Origin of the sequence: Streptomyces sp. NPDC096205 (genome assembly GCF_044763135.1) — a bacterium.
Taxonomy (GTDB): domain Bacteria; phylum Actinomycetota; class Actinomycetes; order Streptomycetales; family Streptomycetaceae; genus Streptomyces.
This window is the reverse complement of sequence record NZ_JBIWFS010000011.1, coordinates 288,736-306,492: the sequence shown is the minus strand read 5'-3', so window position 1 is coordinate 306,492 and position 17,757 is coordinate 288,736. Positions and strand designations below refer to the sequence as shown.

Below are 17,757 nucleotides of genomic sequence, written 5' to 3'. Positions count from 1 at the left end.
CCGTCGTGGGGCGTGGGACACACTTACGGGGCTCGGGCGTCCTGCTCGTCTGCGGACTGCTGTTGGGCGGATGTTCCGGCGGGGACACCGACGGCCGCGGAGCGCCGCGGCCCGCCACGTCCACCGCCCCGTCCGCCGGTGACGACGCGCCGCCCGTGGCCGGCGAGAGCCCGGCCGAGGCCGCCGATCCCGCGCGGTCGCCGCGGACCGCCGAGGAGGCCCGGGCGCTGGTCCGCTCGGTGATCGCCGACGAGCAGACCGTCGGCAACGGAGCGCGGCGCGGGACGCCGTACGAGAGTGATCCGGCGACCTGGGCCGTGCTCGGCGAGGACCGCGGCTGGCGGCGTGAACCGCTGCCGGCCGACGTCCTCGCCGATCTGCGCCGCGACTTCGAGGTGCCGGGCGGCGGCGACGTCCACGGGCTGCGGCTGACCGCCGAGGTCACCGTGCACCGCACGGCGCTCGACGCGGCCTGGGAGCAGGCGCGGATGATGGAGGAGGCCATGGCCTGCCCGCGGCAGATCCCGCGCGCGGGCGAGGAGTTGAGCGACCTCACCTCCGGTGCGTACGTCCGCGGCGAGGGCTGCAACGCCTTCAGCGACGACTGGCTCATCGAGAACGGCCGCTGCGACAGCGACACCTCCGGCGGACCGTACCCGTACGCGTGGATGCAGGCCACCTTCGGGCCGGTCGTCGTCAGCGCCTCCTACTGCGGCGGGAGCGAGGAGACGAAGGAGGCGGCCGCCGAGATCGTCAGGGAGTACTTCACGCAGATGCTGCGCGGCGTGAAGGCCCGCATCGGCCGCCCGGCGCCGGGGGAGGGCACGTGACCGGGCGGTTGCTGCCCTCCGACCCTGCGCGGCTGGGCGGACACCGGCTGCTGGCCCGGCTCGGCGAAGGCGGCATGGGCGTGGTCTACCTCGCCCGCACCCGCGCGGGGCGGCTCGTCGCGCTGAAGGTGATCCGCGCCGAGCACGCCGCCGACCCGCAGTTCCGGGCCCGGTTCCGGCGCGAGGCACGGCTGGCCGCCCGGGTGAGCGGCCGCTGGGTGGTGCCGGTCACCGACGCCGACCCGGAAGCCCAAGCGCCCTGGCTGGCCACGGAGTTCGTCCCCGGACCCACCCTCGGCGAGGCCGTCGCCGGAAGTGGCCCGCTGCCCGTCCCGGCCGTCCTCACGCTCGGCCTCCGCATCGCGGACGCGCTGGCCGCCGTGCACGCCGCCGGTCTCGTCCACCGGGACGTCAAGCCCGGCAACATCGTCCTCGGCCACGACGGCCCCCACCTCATCGACTTCGGCATCGTCCGGGGCGGCGGCGCCACGGCCCTGACCGCAGCCGACGCGATCATCGGCACGCCCGGCTACCTCTCCCCGGAGCAGACCCGCGCCTACGGCGACGACGTGGGCCCGGCGAGCGACCTGTTCTCCCTCGGCTGCGTGCTGCTGTACGCCGTCTCGGGCCGGCCCCCGTTCGGCGGCGGCGACCCGGCGACCGTCCTGTACCGCACGGTCCACGAGGAGCCCGACCTCACCGGCCTCGACCGGCTCCCCAGGACCGCCCGGACCGCCGTGACCCACTGCCTGGCGAAGGAGGCCGCGGACCGGCCCACGGCCGCGGAACTGCGCGCCGCGCTGAGTAACGTACGAGATCCCCGGTCGGCGCTCGTGGACGCGGCGGTGGAGGACCACTGGCTGCCGCCGGCCGTGCTGCGGTCGGTGGCGGCGCACTCGGCGCGGGCCCTGGACCCGCCGCCCCGCGAGGGCGTGCCGGAGGCGGACTCACCGGACGCCGGAGGCCCGAGAGTGTCACGGCGCCGCGTGCCGGCGATCGGCGCGAGCGCGGCCGGGGCCCTGGCGGCGGGCGGGATCGGCGCGGCGGCCCTGGCGCTGAGGGGCGGCGGCGCGGGGACCGAACTGCCGGTGCACACCGTCGGTCTGCAGGCCGTGGGCCGGGAGCAGGAGCGCGGGGCCCGGCTGGCCGTCGCCGCGCACAACGCCCGCGCGGACGCCCCGTTCCGGCTCGCCCTGCGTGCCGTCGCCGACGACTCGGTCACCGCGGCCCGGCGCCTGGCCGCCGACCCGGAGGTGCGCGTGGTGCTGGGACCCGCTTCGGGTACGGCAGTGACCGAGGCGGGGCGGGCGTACGCTGCGGCCCGGATGGCGATGGTGCTGGTGTCCGCGCCCGCCCCGCCGCGGGTCCTCGAACTGGAGGACCTGGTGCGGTACGTGTGCGGCACACGCGTGGGCGACGACGACCTCGCGCCCGCGCTGTCGCTCTACCTCACCCAGGCGGCCGGAGCCCGCCGTACCGCGGTCGTCGAGGACCGGGCGGGCGGCAGTGCCGCCTCCGGGATCACGCGGATGCTGCGCCTGGTGCCGCCCGGCACGGGCACGCTCACCGTCCACCAAGTCCCCGCGGATCAGGCCGGCTTCGGAACGGCGGTCCGGGCGGCGCTGGCGACGCGGCCGGACGCCGTCGTCCTCGCGGGCACCTCGCAGCCCCGCGCCGCCGCCTGCGCCCGCGCGCTGGCCCGCGAGGGCTACACCGGCGCCAGGGCGGGCATCGAGCCGCTGATGGGGCGGACAGTCCTCGACACGGCGGGCGACGCGACCGACGGCTGGGTGTTCGCCGCCTCCCACACCGAGGCGCAGTCGATGGACACCCAGGCCGCCCGCACCTTCACCGCCGCCTACCGCGGGCGCTACGGCGGCACACCCGGCCGCTGGTCCGCCGAGGCGTACGATGCCGTCGGCCTGGTCGCCCTGGTGCTCCGCCAACTCGGCGGCCCGGCTTCCTGGGCCGCAGCGACACGGTGACTCGCCTGTTCACGGCCTAGGGCAGGCGGGCCGGGCCGTCAGCGGGCCGTCGTCGGCGTACGGCGGAAATGGTTGCGCAGGGCCTGTCCAACGACGAGATCGCCGACCGCATGGTCATCAGCTCGACAACGGCGAAGGCCCACATCAACCGGGCCATGACCAAGCTCGACGCTCGCGATCTACGGGCGCAGCAGTGCCTTGATCGCGCGGCGCTCGTCCATGGCCCTGTACGCCTCGGCCGCCTCGTCGAGGGGCAGTTCGAGGTCGAATACCCTGCCCGGGTCGATCTCGCGGTTCCAGATCAGGTCGATCAGGTGGGGGAGGTAGGCGCGGACCGGGGCGGGGCCGCCGTGCAGGTGGACGTGGGAGAAGAACAGCTCCTGGCCGTCGAGGGCGACGCCGTGGGAGACGCCGACATAGCCGACGTGACCGCCCGGCCGGGTGGAGCGGATGGCCTGCATCATCGACTCCTGGGTGCCGACGGCCTCCACCACCGAGTGGGCGCCGAGACCGCCGGTGAGCTCCTTGACCCGGGCCACGCCCTCGTCGCCGCGCTCGGTGACGATGTCGGTGGCCCCGAACTCCCGGGCCAGCTTCTGCCGCGACGTGTGGCGGCTCATCGCGATGACGCGTTCCGCGCCGAGCTGCCGGGCCGCGAGCACCGCGAGCAGACCGACGGCGCCGTCACCGACGACCGCGACGGTCCTGCCCGGCCCCGCCTGGGCGGCGACCGCGCCGAACCAGCCGGTGCCCAGCACGTCGGAGGCGGCGAGCAGGCCGGGGATCAGGTCGTCCGAGGGCAGGCCCGGCGTGGCGACGAGCGTGCCGTCGGCGAGCGGCACCCGCAGCAGCTCCGCCTGCGAGCCGAGCGCACCGATCGGCTCGCGGCGGACACAGGACGACTGGTATCCGGCCCGGCAGATCTCGCAGGTGTTGTCCGAGGCGAAGAACGAGCCGACCACGAACTGACCGGGCGCGATGTCCCGCACCTCGGCGCCGACCTCCTCGACGACACCGACGTACTCGTGGCCCATGGGCGCAGGCCCCCGGGACGTCTCGACACCGCGGTAGGGCCACAGGTCCGACCCGCAGACGCAGGCCGCCGACAGCCGGACGATCGCGTCGGTGGGGGCGACGATCGTCGGGTTCTCGCGCTCCTCGACCCGGATGTCGCCGGGGGCATGCAGTACAGCACCACGCATGATGATCTCTCTTCCTCGCTGAGCCGGGGCCGCCGGTGACATCCGAGGCCGTCCCGGGGACAGTCAAGGGCGACGGCGTGGAGGCGAGTGCCCGCGGGCAGCGTGTCGACGCCGATGTCACTCGCGGGCACCCACCTCGTTCAAGGAAACCCCTGCCCGGGTCCGGCAGGGAGTTCCTGTCGAAGGGCATACCGGCGGTACGCCCTTCCGACTCAACGTCCGCTCACCCGGCGTAGGTCTCGAACTCGGCGACCTGGGGTGTGCCCGAGGCGCCCGTGATCTCGAAGGTGATCTTGCTCAGGGTGGTCGTCGGTACGCGGATGAGGCCGGCGCCGGTCCCGGACGTGAGCACCGCGCCGGTGTCGGCGTTGAGGACCCTCCACGTGCCGATGCGGCCGGTGGCGCCGGACGCCTCCCGGATGTTGATCTGGGACACGGTGGTGGGGGAGCCCCACTTGATCGAGACGGAGCCCGTCGAGCCGGCCGGCGACCAGTAGGTGCTCATGCTGCCGTCCCGTACGTTGCCGTAGGTCGTGCCGTCGGCCTTGCTGGACCCGTCGGAACCGGCCCCGATGCTGAGGTTGGTCCCGGTGGGCTGACTCGGGGTGGGTGTGGGGGTCGGGGTGGGTGTGGGCGTCGGGGTCGGGGTTGGGGTTGTCGGGGTCGGACTGGGCGTCTGCGGAGTGCAGTTGCCGTCCGAGACACGCAGGCCCTTGTTCGCCCCCGCCGTCTGGCTCACGATGCCCGGCACGCAGGAGGCGGCGTCGAGGGCATAGGCGTACGGGATGCTGACGGTCGTGTTGGACACGGGGTTCGGCCCGGCCGGGTTGTAGTCGCTGCTGCGGCTCGACCAGGTCACGTTGTCGAAGACGTTGCCGCCGACCTGCCAGTACCCGGCCGCGGTCGTGTAGAAGGTGCCCAGGACGTCCTTGGAGTCCTCGAAGTAGTTGTTGTCCACCTTGGCGCGCCCGCCCGCCCGGGAGTTGATGCCGGACTCGTTGAGGCTCACGTAGTGGTTGTTGTAGATGTGCGCGATGCCGCCGCGCAGCAGGGGCGTACGGGAGTCGATGTTCTCGTACAGGTTGTGGTGGAAGGTGACGTAGCCGTTGGACAGTTCGGTCTCGCTGGACCCGATGAGGCCGCCGCGGCCGGAGTTGCGCAGGATGCTGTAGGACAGCGTCACGTACTGGGTGTTGTCCTTCATGTCGAACAGGCCGTCGAAGCCCTCCGACTCGCCGCCCGACGCCTCCAGGGTGACGTGGTCGACCCAGACGTTGCGGACGTCGCTCTCCATGCCGATGGCGTCACCGCCGTTGGAGGTGGGTGAGCCGGACTTCTTGACGTTCTTGACCGTCACGTTCTGGATGACGATGTTGCTCGACTCGCGTATGTGGATGCCCAGTTGGTCGAAGACCGCACCGCTGCCGACGCCGACGATCGTGACGTTGCTGATCTGCTTGAGCTCGATGACGCCGTCGGCAGTGTTGCAACTGCTGCCGGACACCTTGCTGGTGTTGGCGTGGTTGATGGTCCCCTCCACCTGGATGGTGATCGGGGTGCTGCTGCTGGCGCGGCCGCACAGGGCCGCGTGGATCGCGGTTCCGGTGGTGGCGCGGACCGTCTGGCCGCCTGCGCCGCCGGTGGTCCCGCCGTTCTGGGTCGCGTAGCCGGTGGCGCCGCCGGTCGCCGCCGATGCCTCGGGCATCGACAGCACCGCGCCGGTCGCGGCCGTGACGGCCAGTGTGGCCAGCGCGGCGTGGAGTCGCACTGCGACGGGTCGCTTCATCTCGCCTCCTCGATTCGTGGTTCACCGTGAAGTGCCGGGTGCTGCTGTGCTGGTCGCCGCGCATGAGCGGACCCCGCCGCGCCGGTGCGGACCGGTCGGGGTGGCCGGCTCTTGATGGATCTGGCCCGGCTCTTGATGGATCCGGGTGGCTCTGGCGGCTCTTGTGGCTCACGTGGTTCGGGTGGTGCGACGTGTACGTCGGGGGCTCAGCGGTGGGGAGCTCCCCGTATGTCCCGCGTGTGTCTCGCGTTGTCCCGTGTGTCCTGCGTGTCCTGCGTGTCCTGCTTATGTCCCGCGAAGGTCCTTCGAACGTCCCTCGAATGACCTTCGAAGCGACAGAAAGCGCTTTCGGTCTGGCGAGAATAGGGTGCCCTCTGTGGCGCTGGCAAGGTTCTGCGCACGATGTGCGGACCCGCGGCTAGCATGGCCGGATCGGACCTGCTGGGGAGGGGTGCACATGGCGGAGCCCGATCCCGCGGTGCCCGCGTGGGGCGCACGCGGCTGGTACGCGGTCAACGAAGTGACCGCTTTCCTGGTCGAGTTGGTGGCCCTGGCCCTCCTGGCGTGGTGGGGGTACCGCGTCGCCGGCGGGGGCGGCGTCGGCGTCCTGCTCGGCGTGGCGGTGACGGCCGCGGCCGTCCTGCTGTGGGGCTCGTTCGCCGCGCCGAGGGCCCGCTACAAGATGCCGCTGTTGGGCGTGTTGGCGGTGAAGGCGCTCGTCCTGGGCGGCAGCGCGGCCGCGTTGTACGGGCTGGGGCACCCGGTCGCCGCGACGGGCTGGGCGGTGCTGGTGGTGGTCGACACGGGGGTGGCGGAGACGTTTCGTCGGCGGGGCTGAGCCTGTCCCGATCCGTCACCGGCCCACGCCTCATCAGGCTGTCTCCGTGGCCCGACGTCACCGTCGGGCGATTTCAGTAGCGGCACGAGGCGGGAGCCGATCCGCTCGGCGAAGGTTTCGGCCACATCGTCCGGCTCGCCGGCGACGATCAGGACGTCGAGATCGGACCGCTGGTCGATGCCGGCGCCGCCGTCCTCGACGGAGCCGTGCGGTCGCAGCCTCTGGATGCGAGGGTCCTCGGCGGCGATCTCGCGCAGTCGTGGCAGGAGAAGTGCCTGCCGGCCGACCGGAGGCGGCCCGCCCTTCGAGCCTGTCGTGATCACGGCGGACGTCATCGCACCCGCCCAGGACGCAAACTCCCCTCGTCCGCAGGCGGGTTCGGCGGCGACGACGTCAGCCACGCTCCCCGGCGGCCCTTCGCGGCATGCGAAGCCTTCGGCCAACACCTGTGTCCGGACGGGATTTGATCGTTGAGAGATGGGTTCGGTGCGCGTAGGGTGCGGGTCGCGCCATCTGCCCCAGCCGTGTTGCGGGTTCAGGTGGTGACGTACGAAGGAGGAGACCGACCGGTGGGCAGCAAAGCGATGAAGGCGCTTCTCGCCGGTCTGGGCAGGGACGCGGCGCAGGGGCTGGACAGACCTGCGGAGCCGCCCGCGGTGATGGAGGCGTTCTGCCGGGCCATGGGCAGCCGCCGGGGCCGGCCGATCCAGCTGGTGTTCCGGGCCTTCCCCGACGACCTGCCGGTGTCCGGTCTGCGCCTGGACTGCGGTGACAGGTCGATCATCGTGGTCGAGGAACGTGCCGTGCCCGAGGCTCAACTCGTCATCCTGGGCCATGAGCTGTGGCACGAGGAGCAGGGCGACAGCGGCCACCGTCACACCGGTCTGCCCACGGCCGCGCGGGCCCTGGCCTCCGACACGACCCCCGAGGCCGTGCACCTCGCCGCCGAGCAGATCCTCGCCGCCGAGGAGGTCCCGCGCGCGGCCCTGCTGGCGGTCGCCGCGCGGGCTGCCGCCAAGGACGACGACGAGGAGGCGGACGCCGAGACCTTCGGTCTCCTCTTCGGCCGCGAGGTCCGCACCTGGATCAAGGGCCCGTACGCGAGAGGCCCCGTGACCCCCTCCACGATCGAGGGCCGCATCAACCTGTCGCTCACCCACCGCGGCGGCCAGATCCTGGAGTGAGCCCCCGTCACGCCCGGGCGCCCTCCCACTCCTCGGTGCGCAGCGGCGCCGCCGCCAGACGCGGCATCCGCGGGCCCAGGAGCATCGGACGGAGCATGTCGGCCGAGAACAGCCGGCTGGGCGGCTCGCTGAGGCTCATGACGTCCAGCAGGGCGCCGAGGGCACGCGGGTTCCCGGCGGCCGTCTCCACACAGCGGTCGACATAGCGGGCGAGAAGCCGTTCCGCGACGGTCGGCGGGGTGTCACTGGCGCCCGGGTAGAAGATGTCCTGCCCGACGGCCAGATCCCAGGCGGCCCCCACCGGCCGGGCGGCCGCGCGCTGCAGACGCCGGGCCGTGCCGGGCGCGGCGATGTCACGGTCGCGCAGGGTGTCACGTACGGCGAGAGCGCACTGCGCGGCGACGCTCAGCCCGTGCCCGTAGACGGGGTTGTAGCCGGCGACGGCGTCCCCGAGGACCACGAAGCCGTCCGGCCAGGCGGGCATCTTCTCGTAGTAGCGGCGCTGGTTGGCGGTGCTGCGGCTGGTGACGACGTCGCCGAGCGGTTCCGCGTCGCGCAGCAGGGTGCCGATGACGGGGTCGTCGAGCCCGAGGGCGAAGTCCACGAACTCCTGGGCGTCGCCGGACGGTTCACCGCCCCGGCTGCCGGACAGGGTGACGATCCACCGGCCGTGCTCGATCGGCACGATGATGCCGGCCCTGCCCGGGGCCTTGGCGGGGTTGGCCTGCACGTTGACCAGCGGGAAGGGCGCGGCCGCCGTACCGCCGGGTGCCTTGTACAGGCGCGTGGCATAGCGGACACCGGCGTTGACCTCCCGCTCGGCGACCTGCGGCAGGCCGAGCCGGCGCAGCCACAGGGGGGCGCGGGAGCCGCGGCCGGAGGCGTCCACGACCAGGTCGGCGCGCAGGGTCTCGTCCCGGTCGCCGGTCCGCACGCGCAGGCCCGTGACGATCGTGGCCGAGCCCGCCAGGCCGACCGCGGCGGTGTCCTCCCGCAGGGAGATGCGCGGGTCGGCGAGGACGCGGGCGGTGAGGACGTGGTCCAACAGGGGCCGGGAGCACACCAGGTTGTGGTGGCGGGTCGTCGTGAAGCGCCTGAACCAGACCTCGTTGGGGGCGCGGCTGACCATGTCGCCCATGATGTGCGCCAGCCGCGCGCCCCGGGCCACGGCCTCGTCGACGACTCCGGGGAGCAGTTCGTCGAAGGCGGCCACTCCGCCGCTCCACAGCAGATGCGCGTGCAGGGCCTGGGGCACACCACGGCGGGGCTCCGGGTCCTGGGGGAGGCGGTCCCGCTCGACGAGGGTGACGTCGGCGAACTCGGCGAGAGCGGCGGCCGCGAACAGGCCGGCGGCGCCTGCGCCCACCACCACGGCCGTGGGCCGGCGGCGTATCGGGAGGGACGCGGATCTGTCAGGCATGAGAGGTGAGACTTTCTGTGGTCGTCCGCCGGCGGACGCTCTCGACGAGGCGGGGCCGGTACAGGGCTCTGGCGATCGCGGTGAGATGGTCGGTGACCTCACGGCCGATGTGCGCGGGCCGGCCGTCCGAGGCCCGGGGTGTGCCGGCCGCGCACGCGGTCAGGGCGGCGCGCAGGGCGATGGCCCCGGCGACGCCACGCGCGGTAGGCTCCCGGTGCTCGGCGGCGGCCACGTCGTACGCCCGCCGGTACAGGGCGTGGTCGTAGTACGGCGCGAGCCGGAGCAGCCCGTCGTGGATCTGCTGCTGACGTCTGACCAGCCGCAGGTCCAGGGGCGCGAAGCGGCTGACGCGTGCCTTCGGGGCCGAGGGAGCCACCCGCCGGATGAGCTGCTCCAGCGGTCGCAGCACCCAGTAGGTGGCCTGCTCCCGCGGCCACGTCCGCAGGAAGGGCGCGAGCACGGGAAGGATGAAGCCGGTCGCGACCAGGGTGGCGCCCACGATCGCGAAGGGCGGGGCGACCTCGGTGCTCAGCACGTCCCAGTCGCGGCCCGTCCAACGGGCGCCCACCGCGAGCAGCTTGCTGATGTCGTAACCCAGCCCGAAGGCGTACCCCGCCTGGAGGAACACCAGGCCCACCTTCAGCCGGCGCGCCCGGACCTTGCCGATCCATGTCCAGATCATCCAGGCGGACACCAGCGTGGAGACCAGGTAGCCCAGCAGGTACAGCACGATGTGCTCGCGCATCCAGGGCGTGTCGGCGTAGTACGTGTCCAGGTCGTACACCCGCTCCACGGGCACGTCGGCCATCAGGAACGTCGCCCACAGCGCGACGACCACGCCGAGGTAGCCCGCCCAGACCAGCCGGATGCGACGGCGCCGCCGCGCGGTCGGCTCCTCCCGCCAGGTGATGATCATGGTGAGGCAGGCGGCGCAGAAGAGCGTGTCAGCGTGTTGAGCCGGTGGATGCTGGACGGCGCGACGCTCACGAACACGGCCGAGGCGAACAGCAGGACCAGCCAGGTCGCGCGCGCGTTGGGATCCTTCCAGGACCGCACGATCGTCGGCGACTTGAGACCGAGACCGGCCACCAGCAGCGCGGTCGGCAGGGCGTACGGAGGGCACAGATCACCGAGCCGCGTCACCGGACGCGCCCGCCTCGCGGCGACCGGCCCGATGTCACCGCTGCCTCGGCCCGCCGGGTTCCCCTGGCCGCCACGACTCGCACCGGCATCGCTCCTGGACATGATCGGGTGATATTGCGCCTCGCACCCTACGCGCCCGCTCGACCCGTCCTCAACGGGCGTTTTCCGCCGCGGTGTTCAGTGCCCGTGCGCCGACGCGCCGCGCTGCCACCGGTCCCAGTGCAGGACCTGTTCGCGCGGGATCCGCCGGGCCGGCTTGAAGTCGGTGCCGAGGGTGTGGGCGAGCGGGAGGAACGCGGCCAGCATGATGTCGTCGTACGGCACGTCGAGCACCTCGGCCAGTTCCCGCTCCAGCGGCGCCTGGGCGCTGGTCCACACCGTCCCCAGGCCGCGTGCCCGGGCGGCCGGCATGAAACTCCACACGGCCGGCAGGATCGATCCCCAGGTCCCCGCCTGAACGGCCACCGAGGCGTGGTCGGTACGGCCCTCCACACCGGGGATGACGAACGCCGGCACCCGGTGGATGTTCGCGGCCAGGTGGCGCAGGCCGTCGAAGACCCGCTCGGTGGAGCCCGGGTGGTAGTTCATGCGCCAGGCGTCACGCTCGGTCAGGGGCCGGCCCGGCGCCTGGGCGAGGGCGCGCAGGTAGATGTCGGCCACGGCCCGCCGCTGGGCGGCCTCGGTCACGACGACGAAGTGCCAGCGCTGCCGGTTGCGCCCGGTCGGCGCCTGGACGGCGAGATCCACGCACTCCTCGATCAGGGACCGCGGCACCGGGCGGTCCAGATCGAGGCGCTTGCGCACCGCGCGAGTGGTGGACAGGAGCTGGTCGGGAGTCAGATCCAGGGTCATGGCCGGTCCTCGGTAGGGGTGGGTCGGACGTGTTTCCGTCTGGATGCAGATCATCTGCGAGCAGATGATGGGTGAGCATACAAATCCGATGAGTGGCTGGCAAACAATCTGTGCACAGACGATTCTTGCTAGGGTGAAGACCGCAGCAAGCGCAGAGGAGGTGGGCCGCATGGCGCCCAGGACCGCGGACCGTGAGGCCGTCTACTTTCCGAGGCTCGCCGCGGAGCGGCTGGACATCGCCCTGTGCCGCGCCTCGGCCGCCGTCGCCCGCACCGCGGAGGCCCGGGCCGACGAGACCGGGATCGGGGTCGGACAGCATCTGGTGCTCAAGATGCTCGCCGAGGTCGGCCCCTGTTCGCAGCGCGTCCTGAGCGACGAACTGCGCATCGACCGCAGTGTCATGGTGGGCATCTGCGACAGCCTGGAGCGGGCGGGGCATGTGCGGCGCGAGCGCGACGCGGGCGACCGGCGCGCCTACGCCGTCACCCTCACCGACTCAGGCCGCGCGCTGCTCGACCGGGCCGAGGAGGGCGTCCCCGCCTTCCTCGACGACACCTTTGGGCAGCTCACCCCGGCCGAGCGCGAGCAGCTCTCGACGCTGCTCGGCAAGCTGCTGAGGACCAGCCGCTGACGGCGCACCGAGCGCGTCGTCCCACTCACCCAAGTCCCACTCACCCCAAGTCCCACCCACCCCAGGTCCCACCCACCTCAAGCCCCACTCACTCCAAGCCCCGCCCACCCCAGCGCGTCGTCCCCGCGCGGCCGCGGCACGGAAGGCACCGGCACATGGACCAGCAACCGCTCTCCGACGGCTCCCTGGACGCGGCCGCGCAGGCCTTCCAGCGGCAGCGGCCCCGGCTGTTCGGGATCGCGTACCGCATCCTCGGCAGCGTGTCGGAGGCCGAGGACGTGGTCCAGGAGGTCTGGGTGCGCTGGCAGGGCGCCGAGCGCAGCGCGGTGCTGGACCAGGGGGCGTTCCTGGCGCGGATCACCGCCCGGCTGGCCATCAACGTGGCGCAGTCGGCGCGGGTACGCCGTGAGGCCTATGTCGGCCCCTGGCTGCCGGAGCCGGTGGACACCAGCGTCGATCCGCAGATCGGCGCGGAGCGCGGCGAGGCCGTCGAACTGGCCGTACTGCTGGTTCTGCAGAAGCTGAACCCCGTCGAGCGGGCGGCCTATGTGCTGCGGGAGGCCTTCGACTACGCCTACGACGAGATCGCGGGGATGCTGGAGCTGACCCAGGCCAACACCCGGCAGATCGTCAGCAGGGCCCGCAAACGGCTGTCCGCCGAGCGCCGCGACCCCGTCGACAGCGCCCAGCACCGCCGTCTGCTCGACGCGTTCGTCGCCGCCGCGCGGCACGGCGATGTCGCCGCCCTCGAGCAGGTGCTGTCAGCGGACGTCGTCGCCTACGCGGACGGCAACGGCATGCGCGGCGTGGCACGGCTGGAGGTCGTGGGCGCCGAACGCGTCGCAAGGATCAGCGCGTTCGCGAGGAAGTTCTTCCCCGGCGCCGAGTACCGCGTGGCCGACGCCAACGGCCGGCCCAGTCTGCTGCTCGTCCAGGACGGCGTCACCGTCGCCCTGGTGAGCATCATCGCCGGGCCGGCCGGGATCGACGCGCTCCACTGGATCCTCACGCCCGCCAAGCTCAGGGCGTACGAGCGGTCGACGCGCAGGATCAGTGCTGCTTGAGCCACTCCTCGTAACGGGTCGGCATGACCTGGACCGAGCCGTCGCCGACGAGCACCCCGTCGGGCATCGCCGCGAACAGTCCGGCCGACTCGTCGGTGACGACCGAGCGGCCGTCGGGGCGGGCCGCCAGGGTGATCTCCCCGAGCCGGTCGAGGCGGTGCACCTCGGGACCGGCGATGTCCCGCACGCCGTACGACGGCTCACCGGCCGCCGCCTCGGCGACCGCGGCGGCCACCTCGGCGGAGGCGATCGGCCGCAGCCGCGTCGAGGGCAGCCGCACTTCGCTGCCCTCGGTGGACATGTCCATCACCGGGCCGACGAACTCGAAGAACTGCGTGGCCCGCACGATGCTGTACGGGGTCCCGCCGCCGCGCACGGCCTCCTCCTGGGCGACCTTGGCCCGGTAGTAGCCGTAGTCGGGCACCTGGTCGACGCCGACGATCGACAGCACGACGTGATGGCGGACCCCCGCCTCCCGCTCGGCCTCGGCGATGTTCCGCCCCGCGCGGGTGAAGAAGTCCAGCGCCGCGTCGGTCTCGAAGGACGGGGAGTTCGACACGTCCACGACCACGTCCGCGCCCTTGAGCGCCTCGGGCAGGCCCTCGCGGGTGAGGGTGTCGACGCCCGTGGAGGGGGCGGCCGGCACGGCCTCATGTCCGCGGGCGCGCAGCAGCGTGACCACCTGCGAGCCGATGAGCCCCGTACCGCCGACAACCACGATCTTCATCACTGTCTCCGTTCACCGATCCGGCTTCCGACGGGCCCGGCGACAGCCGCCGGACCCGTGCGCGGCCGCGCGTTCAGCGGGCCGCACATCAGAAGGACAGGACGGCACCCGGATCTGTGACAGCCTCCTGCCCGGCCGGCCGTCGCGCAGACGGCGCAGCACCGCCGAGCGGCCCTGGCGGCGTGGCCGACCGCCCCTCGCCCGCCGGCCGGGGCGGCGCTTTTCGGTCGGCCCCGGACGGGAACCCGGTCGCTGTCCGGACCCGCCCCACACAGGTCAGGAGGCCGACGTGACCGATTCCCAGCACGCGCAGCAGAACCCGGCGACGCAGCATCCGCAGCCCGATTTCCCGGCGCAGGACCAGCCGCATCCCGGGTGGACGGGCCCCATGGACCCGCCGCCGGACCATGGCGAGGAGACCTATCGCGGGTCCGGCCGGCTGGAGGGCCGGGCGACCGTGATCACCGGCGGCGACTCCGGGATCGGGCGCGCGGTCGCGCTCGCCTTCGCCCGCGAGGGCGCCGACGTGCTGTTCACCCACCTGGAGGAAGAGCAGGACGAGGCGCGCGAGACGTCCCGGCTGGTCGAGGACGCCGGTCGCAAGGCGGTCGCCGTGGCGTGCGACATCCGCGAGGAGGAGAACTGCCGCGCACTGATCGACCGGGCGGTCGCGGAGTTCGGGCGGGTCGACGTCCTGGTGAACAACGCGGCCTACCAGATGTCCCAGCCGGACGGCATCGAGGCGATCACGACCGAGCAGTTCGACCGGGTGATGCGCACCAACCTCTACGGCATGTTCTGGCTGACGAAGTTCGCCCTGCCGCACATCCCCGAGGGCGGCAGCGTCATCAACACCACATCGGTGCAGGCGTACCAGCCGAGCCCCCACCTGCTGGACTACGCCATGACCAAGGGCGCGATCGTCACCTTCACCCAGGGACTGGCCCAGATGCTGGTCGACCGCGGCATCCGCGCCAACGCGGTCGCGCCGGGACCGGTGTGGACGCCCCTGATCCCGGCGACGCTGCCCGACACGGCCGAGTTCGGCAAGCAGAGCCCGCTGGGCCGCCCGGCACAGCCGGCCGAGCTGGCTCCCGCGTACGTCTTCCTCGCCTCGCAGGAGGCCAGCTTCATCACCGGCGAGATCATGAACATCACCGGCGGCACCCCGCTGCCGTAGCCGTGGTCAGTCCCGTCGGGCGCACAGATACGGGCGGGCGAGGAGCAGGCCTGTCGCCGTCAGGGCGATGCCGGCGTACACCGGTGCCAGGTGCACGAAGTCGGTGTAGTGGATCACGCCGTGCACCACGACCGCCGGCAGGAAGCCCGCGGCCGCCGCCACGGCCAGGGTCCAGAACACCCAGGCCTCACCCCGGCGCCAGCCCCACGCGCTGAGCAGGGTGATCGCGACCGCGGCGGACATCAGGGCGCCGCCGAAGCCCGCCCGGTCGTGCGCGACGAAGGGCACGAGCCGGGAGTTCACTGCCTCCAGCGTCACCGGGTCGGTGCCGAGGAAGGTCAGGTCGGTCGGCACGAAGACACCGGTCAGCCCGACCACCGAGATCACCGCCCCGCCGACGAACAGCCCCGCTCCCGTGACGATCAGCAGCAGCTGGCCGACCAGCGCCCGCCGCCGCTCCGGCTCCGGCCCCTCCGGCGCGAGGCGCCAGCGCGGTGTGTGCGGGGCGCGGCGGACCCCGGCCACGAACATCGGGAAGAGCACCAGCGCGGTGGCCGTGTGCAGCGGCTCCACGAAGCCGGTGACGAGGAAGTAGAAGAGGGTCGGGAAGCCGATCGCCCCCGACAGCAGGTACACCTCGCGGGCCCAGCCCCAGCCGCGTCGGATGCCGCCCACGGCCAGGCCCGTGTAGAGGGCGCCGATCGCCACCATGGTGCCGGCCATGGTGATGCGGTCGTGCTGGAGGAAGTGCACGAGGTGGTGGTTGGCGGCGTGCAGCTCGTGCAGCGTCATACCGAGGTAGTCGCGGTCGTACCAGAGCAGCACCGGCCCCAGCGTGATCAGCGCCGCGCCGAGCCCCGCGCCGGTCATGCCGAGCCCGACCAGCAGCGCCCACCACCAGGCGGGCCAGCCCCGCGGATCACGGCCGACGTCCCGCAGCGCCGGCGCGGGCGCGGTGGGCGTGGCCGCCTCGACGACCCGCGCGAACCAGCCGGGACCCGCCTCGACGAGCACCCCGGGCCGGGCCAGCACCACGGCGTCAGGCTCCTCCAGCACCGCCGCCGCGGCACCGACGTCCGGGCCGTCATTGCGGACCAGCCGCGGATCGTCGTCCCCGGTGAACCCGTCGACATACGGCTTCAGCGCTGCCTGCGCCGCCGCGTCGCACCCACCGACGACCAGCGGCAGCGACCGACCCGCCGCTGCTTCTCGTACGGTGTCCACGTCGGCCGCGGTGACCGGCGCCACCTCGACCACACCGGCCCCCAGCGGGGGCATCGCGCGCACCACGTCATGGGCGAGCGAGGGCGGGACGGATATGCCGAGGCGGACCCGCACGGGCACGCCCGCCACCTCGCCGGCGAGCCGCTCGGGCGGATGGCGGTGGCCGAACCCGCGGGCGATCAGCCGGGCACCGGCGGGCCGGGAGCCGATCGTGGCCAGCAGCCGCAGTGCGGTGCGCTGCGCACGGCGTTCGCCGAGCAGAGCGGAGGCGGCGCCGCGCAGCGGGTGGTACGTCCAGTCCGGCATCAGTGGATCTCGTTCTTCGTCTCGGTCACCGGTGCACCCGGCGGGGTCCAGCCCAGCACCGGCGTCATGGAGCGCAGCGTCGCCCGCACCGGCGTCAGCCGCGCGGCCGCGTTGCGCAGCACCACCGCGGGAGGCCACGCCAGCTGCCCGACGGCGCCGAGCCGCGCGGAGCGGCGCGCCACCGCCTGCGTCCTGGGCCGGCGCAGCATGTCGTACGACCGGAGCGCGGCGGCCACGTCGTCGGTGCCGTCCACGCAGTGCGCGAGGGTGACCGCGTCCTCCAGCGCCTGACACGCGCCCTGGCCCAGATTCGGGGTCATGGCGTGCGCCGCGTCGCCCAGCAGCGCGACCCGGCCGCACGCGAAGGACGCCAGCGGCGGCAGCTCGTACAGGTCGTGCCGGAGCACCGCCGCGGCGGGTACGGCGGCCAGCAGCGCGGGGATCGGGTCGGGCCAGTCGCCGAACCGGCGCAGCAGCTCGGCGTACTCGGCCTCGGGCGAGCCCAGGGCGCCGCCGGCGGGCAGCGACGCGGTCGCGAAGCAGTACATCCGCCGGCCCGGCAGCACCGTGTACCCGAACCGCTCCCCGCGGCCCCAGGTCGCCGCGCCCTCGGCGGGCGGTGCGGCGAGGGGCTCGGTGACCATGCGCCAGGCCGGGTAACCGGCGTACCGGGGAGCGGCCGCCTGCGGCCACAGGGCGCCGCGGACCGCGCTGCGCAGCCCGTCGGCGCCGATCACCAGGGCCGGCCGGGATTCGCCGCCGCCGTGCTCGACGACCGGGCCGGGCTCCTCGTCACGGACCGCGAGCACCTCGCAGCCCGGCCGCAGACTGTCCGCGGGCAGCGCCTCGGTGAGCACCCGCAGCAACTCGGCGCGGTGCAGCACCAGCAGGGGATGCCCGAAGCGGCGCGTCAGCTCGGCGTTGTCCGTGCGCGACAGCCAGCGGCCCCGCCGGTCGCGCACCCCGCCCGCAGCCTCCACCGCGCCCACGTCCCGTACGGCGCCGGCCAGGCCGAGCGCGTCGAGCGCGGCCAGCGCGTTGGGCCACAGGGAGATGCCGGCGCCGATCTCGGTGAACCGCGGGGCGCGCTCCAGCACCTCGACCCGCCAGCCGCTTCGGTGCAGCGCGATGGCCGCCGCGAGACCGCCGATCCCGCCGCCGACGATGGTCGCGAAGGGCTTCGGCATGGGTCCTCGCTGAGGTTCTCGGTGCAGCCACCCGGACCGGGCGGCGCCTCATCGCAACATGTCGACACGTCTGTGTCAACGCTGACCTGGGCAAAGAGCTGACGCCAGCCGGAAGTCGCCGCCGATTCCCTGGAGTTCACGGAACGTGCTAGAACCTTTTTCTAGAATGATGCTCAGCAAGTGACCGACACGGGGGTG

At 73.3% G+C, this 17,757-nt stretch carries 16 protein-coding genes and 1 pseudogene; 8 read left to right on the top strand and 9 right to left on the bottom strand.

Features of this window, described 5'->3' with window-relative positions:
- Window positions 1–5: 5 nt before the first annotated feature.
- The 3 genes and pseudogenes from ACIQ6Y_RS35385 to ACIQ6Y_RS35375 form a co-directional block, all read left to right on the top strand.
- Entirely contained in the window at window positions 6–830 is an 825-nt protein-coding gene (locus ACIQ6Y_RS35385) for a hypothetical protein (RefSeq protein ID WP_404045776.1), read from the top strand.
- Window positions 827–2,815: a bifunctional serine/threonine-protein kinase/ABC transporter substrate-binding protein gene (locus tag ACIQ6Y_RS35380; RefSeq protein WP_404045773.1), complete on the top strand. Its 1,989-nt coding sequence runs from the start codon at window positions 827–829 to the stop codon at window positions 2,813–2,815. Before ACIQ6Y_RS35385 ends, ACIQ6Y_RS35380 begins: the two co-directional genes overlap by 4 nt.
- Window positions 2,816–2,886: 71 nt before the next feature.
- A pseudogene (locus ACIQ6Y_RS35375) lies at window positions 2,887–3,006 on the top strand (helix-turn-helix transcriptional regulator); the annotation flags it as partial.
- Here the strand turns inward: ACIQ6Y_RS35375 and ACIQ6Y_RS35370 are convergent.
- Both ACIQ6Y_RS35370 and ACIQ6Y_RS35365 read right to left on the bottom strand, forming a co-directional pair.
- Window positions 2,995–4,017: a zinc-dependent alcohol dehydrogenase family protein gene (locus tag ACIQ6Y_RS35370; protein ID WP_404045770.1), complete on the bottom strand. Its 1,023-nt coding sequence runs from the start codon at window positions 4,015–4,017 to the stop codon at window positions 2,995–2,997. The pseudogene ACIQ6Y_RS35375 and the gene ACIQ6Y_RS35370 overlap by 12 nt on opposite strands.
- A gap of 223 nt (window positions 4,018–4,240) precedes the next feature.
- Window positions 4,241–5,803 carry a polysaccharide lyase family 1 protein gene (locus tag ACIQ6Y_RS35365; RefSeq protein WP_404045767.1) on the bottom strand — a complete coding sequence of 521 codons (1,563 nt, stop codon included), beginning with the start codon at window positions 5,801–5,803 and terminating at the stop codon, window positions 4,241–4,243.
- Between the two features lie 457 nt (window positions 5,804–6,260).
- Here ACIQ6Y_RS35365 and ACIQ6Y_RS35360 point away from each other — a divergent pair, with 457 nt between their 5' ends.
- Together ACIQ6Y_RS35360 and ACIQ6Y_RS35355 are read left to right on the top strand one after the other, a co-directional pair.
- Window positions 6,261–6,641 (top strand): YrdB family protein, encoded by a 381-nt coding sequence (locus tag ACIQ6Y_RS35360; protein WP_404045764.1) that lies wholly within the window; start codon window positions 6,261–6,263, stop codon window positions 6,639–6,641.
- Between the two features lie 569 nt (window positions 6,642–7,210).
- Window positions 7,211–7,825, top strand: coding sequence for a toxin (locus ACIQ6Y_RS35355; RefSeq protein ID WP_404045761.1), 615 nt, complete (start codon window positions 7,211–7,213; stop codon window positions 7,823–7,825).
- Between the two features lie 7 nt (window positions 7,826–7,832).
- On the opposite strand, the gene ACIQ6Y_RS35350 is transcribed toward ACIQ6Y_RS35355, so the two are convergent.
- The 4 genes from ACIQ6Y_RS35350 to ACIQ6Y_RS35335 all read right to left on the bottom strand — a co-directional run bounded on the left by ACIQ6Y_RS35350 (window position 7,833) and on the right by ACIQ6Y_RS35335 (window position 11,240).
- Window positions 7,833–9,245, bottom strand: a complete 1,413-nt coding sequence (locus tag ACIQ6Y_RS35350; RefSeq protein ID WP_404045758.1) for an FAD-dependent oxidoreductase — start codon at window positions 9,243–9,245, stop codon at window positions 7,833–7,835.
- Window positions 9,238–10,161, bottom strand: coding sequence for a DUF6545 domain-containing protein (locus tag ACIQ6Y_RS35345; RefSeq protein WP_404045755.1), 924 nt, complete (start codon window positions 10,159–10,161; stop codon window positions 9,238–9,240). Before ACIQ6Y_RS35345 ends, ACIQ6Y_RS35350 begins: the two co-directional genes overlap by 8 nt.
- Window positions 10,158–10,490 (bottom strand): hypothetical protein, encoded by a 333-nt coding sequence (locus ACIQ6Y_RS35340; RefSeq protein WP_404045752.1) that lies wholly within the window; start codon window positions 10,488–10,490, stop codon window positions 10,158–10,160. The genes ACIQ6Y_RS35345 and ACIQ6Y_RS35340 overlap by 4 nt, the downstream gene beginning before the upstream one ends.
- 75 nt (window positions 10,491–10,565) lie before the next feature.
- Window positions 10,566–11,240, bottom strand: coding sequence for a nitroreductase family protein (locus ACIQ6Y_RS35335; RefSeq protein ID WP_404045749.1), 675 nt, complete (start codon window positions 11,238–11,240; stop codon window positions 10,566–10,568).
- Window positions 11,241–11,409: 169 nt separating this feature from the next.
- Between ACIQ6Y_RS35335 and ACIQ6Y_RS35330 the strand changes: the two genes are divergently transcribed.
- Complete coding sequence (locus tag ACIQ6Y_RS35330; RefSeq protein ID WP_404045746.1) at window positions 11,410–11,871, top strand: MarR family winged helix-turn-helix transcriptional regulator; 462 nt, start codon at window positions 11,410–11,412, stop codon at window positions 11,869–11,871.
- A gap of 155 nt (window positions 11,872–12,026) precedes the next feature.
- Window positions 12,027–12,935: a sigma-70 family RNA polymerase sigma factor gene (locus ACIQ6Y_RS35325; protein ID WP_404045743.1), complete on the top strand. Its 909-nt coding sequence runs from the start codon at window positions 12,027–12,029 to the stop codon at window positions 12,933–12,935.
- Here ACIQ6Y_RS35325 and ACIQ6Y_RS35320 read toward each other — a convergent pair.
- The gene (locus ACIQ6Y_RS35320; protein ID WP_404045741.1) at window positions 12,922–13,662 is read right to left on the bottom strand and encodes an SDR family oxidoreductase; all 741 of its coding nucleotides are present in this window, start codon (window positions 13,660–13,662) and stop codon (window positions 12,922–12,924) included. The two genes, ACIQ6Y_RS35325 and ACIQ6Y_RS35320, sit on opposite strands and share 14 nt — an antisense overlap.
- 289 nt (window positions 13,663–13,951) lie before the next feature.
- Between ACIQ6Y_RS35320 and ACIQ6Y_RS35315 the strand changes: the two genes are divergently transcribed.
- The gene (locus ACIQ6Y_RS35315) at window positions 13,952–14,842 is read left to right on the top strand and encodes an SDR family oxidoreductase (protein ID WP_404045739.1); all 891 of its coding nucleotides are present in this window, start codon (window positions 13,952–13,954) and stop codon (window positions 14,840–14,842) included.
- A 6-nt stretch (window positions 14,843–14,848) separates the two neighbouring features.
- On the opposite strand, the gene ACIQ6Y_RS35310 is transcribed toward ACIQ6Y_RS35315, so the two are convergent.
- Together ACIQ6Y_RS35310 and ACIQ6Y_RS35305 are read right to left on the bottom strand one after the other, a co-directional pair.
- Window positions 14,849–16,372: a hypothetical protein gene (locus tag ACIQ6Y_RS35310; protein WP_404045736.1), complete on the bottom strand. Its 1,524-nt coding sequence runs from the start codon at window positions 16,370–16,372 to the stop codon at window positions 14,849–14,851.
- On the bottom strand, window positions 16,372–17,559 hold the full coding sequence (locus tag ACIQ6Y_RS35305; RefSeq protein WP_404045733.1) for an FAD-dependent monooxygenase: 1,188 nt from the start codon (window positions 17,557–17,559) through the stop codon (window positions 16,372–16,374). The genes ACIQ6Y_RS35310 and ACIQ6Y_RS35305 overlap by 1 nt, the downstream gene beginning before the upstream one ends.
- Window positions 17,560–17,757 lie beyond the last annotated feature (198 nt).

What these genes read in the sequence shown, in the direction of transcription:
- ACIQ6Y_RS35370 (WP_404045770.1), bottom strand. Translation starts at nt 4,017, where the DNA reads ATGCGTGGTGCTGTACTGCATGCCCCCGGCGACATCCGGGTCGAGGAG.
- ACIQ6Y_RS35365 (WP_404045767.1), bottom strand. Translation starts at nt 5,803, where the DNA reads ATGAAGCGACCCGTCGCAGTGCGACTCCACGCCGCGCTGGCCACACTG.
- ACIQ6Y_RS35360 (WP_404045764.1), top strand. Translation starts at nt 6,261, where the DNA reads ATGGCGGAGCCCGATCCCGCGGTGCCCGCGTGGGGCGCACGCGGCTGG.
- ACIQ6Y_RS35350 (WP_404045758.1), bottom strand. Translation starts at nt 9,245, where the DNA reads ATGCCTGACAGATCCGCGTCCCTCCCGATACGCCGCCGGCCCACGGCC.
- ACIQ6Y_RS35345 (WP_404045755.1), bottom strand. Translation starts at nt 10,161, where the DNA reads ATGATCATCACCTGGCGGGAGGAGCCGACCGCGCGGCGGCGCCGTCGC.
- ACIQ6Y_RS35340 (WP_404045752.1), bottom strand. Translation starts at nt 10,490, where the DNA reads ATGTCCAGGAGCGATGCCGGTGCGAGTCGTGGCGGCCAGGGGAACCCG.
- ACIQ6Y_RS35335 (WP_404045749.1), bottom strand. Translation starts at nt 11,240, where the DNA reads ATGACCCTGGATCTGACTCCCGACCAGCTCCTGTCCACCACTCGCGCG.
- ACIQ6Y_RS35330 (WP_404045746.1), top strand. Translation starts at nt 11,410, where the DNA reads ATGGCGCCCAGGACCGCGGACCGTGAGGCCGTCTACTTTCCGAGGCTC.
- ACIQ6Y_RS35325 (WP_404045743.1), top strand. Translation starts at nt 12,027, where the DNA reads ATGGACCAGCAACCGCTCTCCGACGGCTCCCTGGACGCGGCCGCGCAG.
- ACIQ6Y_RS35320 (WP_404045741.1), bottom strand. Translation starts at nt 13,662, where the DNA reads ATGAAGATCGTGGTTGTCGGCGGTACGGGGCTCATCGGCTCGCAGGTG.
- ACIQ6Y_RS35310 (WP_404045736.1), bottom strand. Translation starts at nt 16,372, where the DNA reads ATGCCGGACTGGACGTACCACCCGCTGCGCGGCGCCGCCTCCGCTCTG.
- ACIQ6Y_RS35305 (WP_404045733.1), bottom strand. Translation starts at nt 17,559, where the DNA reads ATGCCGAAGCCCTTCGCGACCATCGTCGGCGGCGGGATCGGCGGTCTC.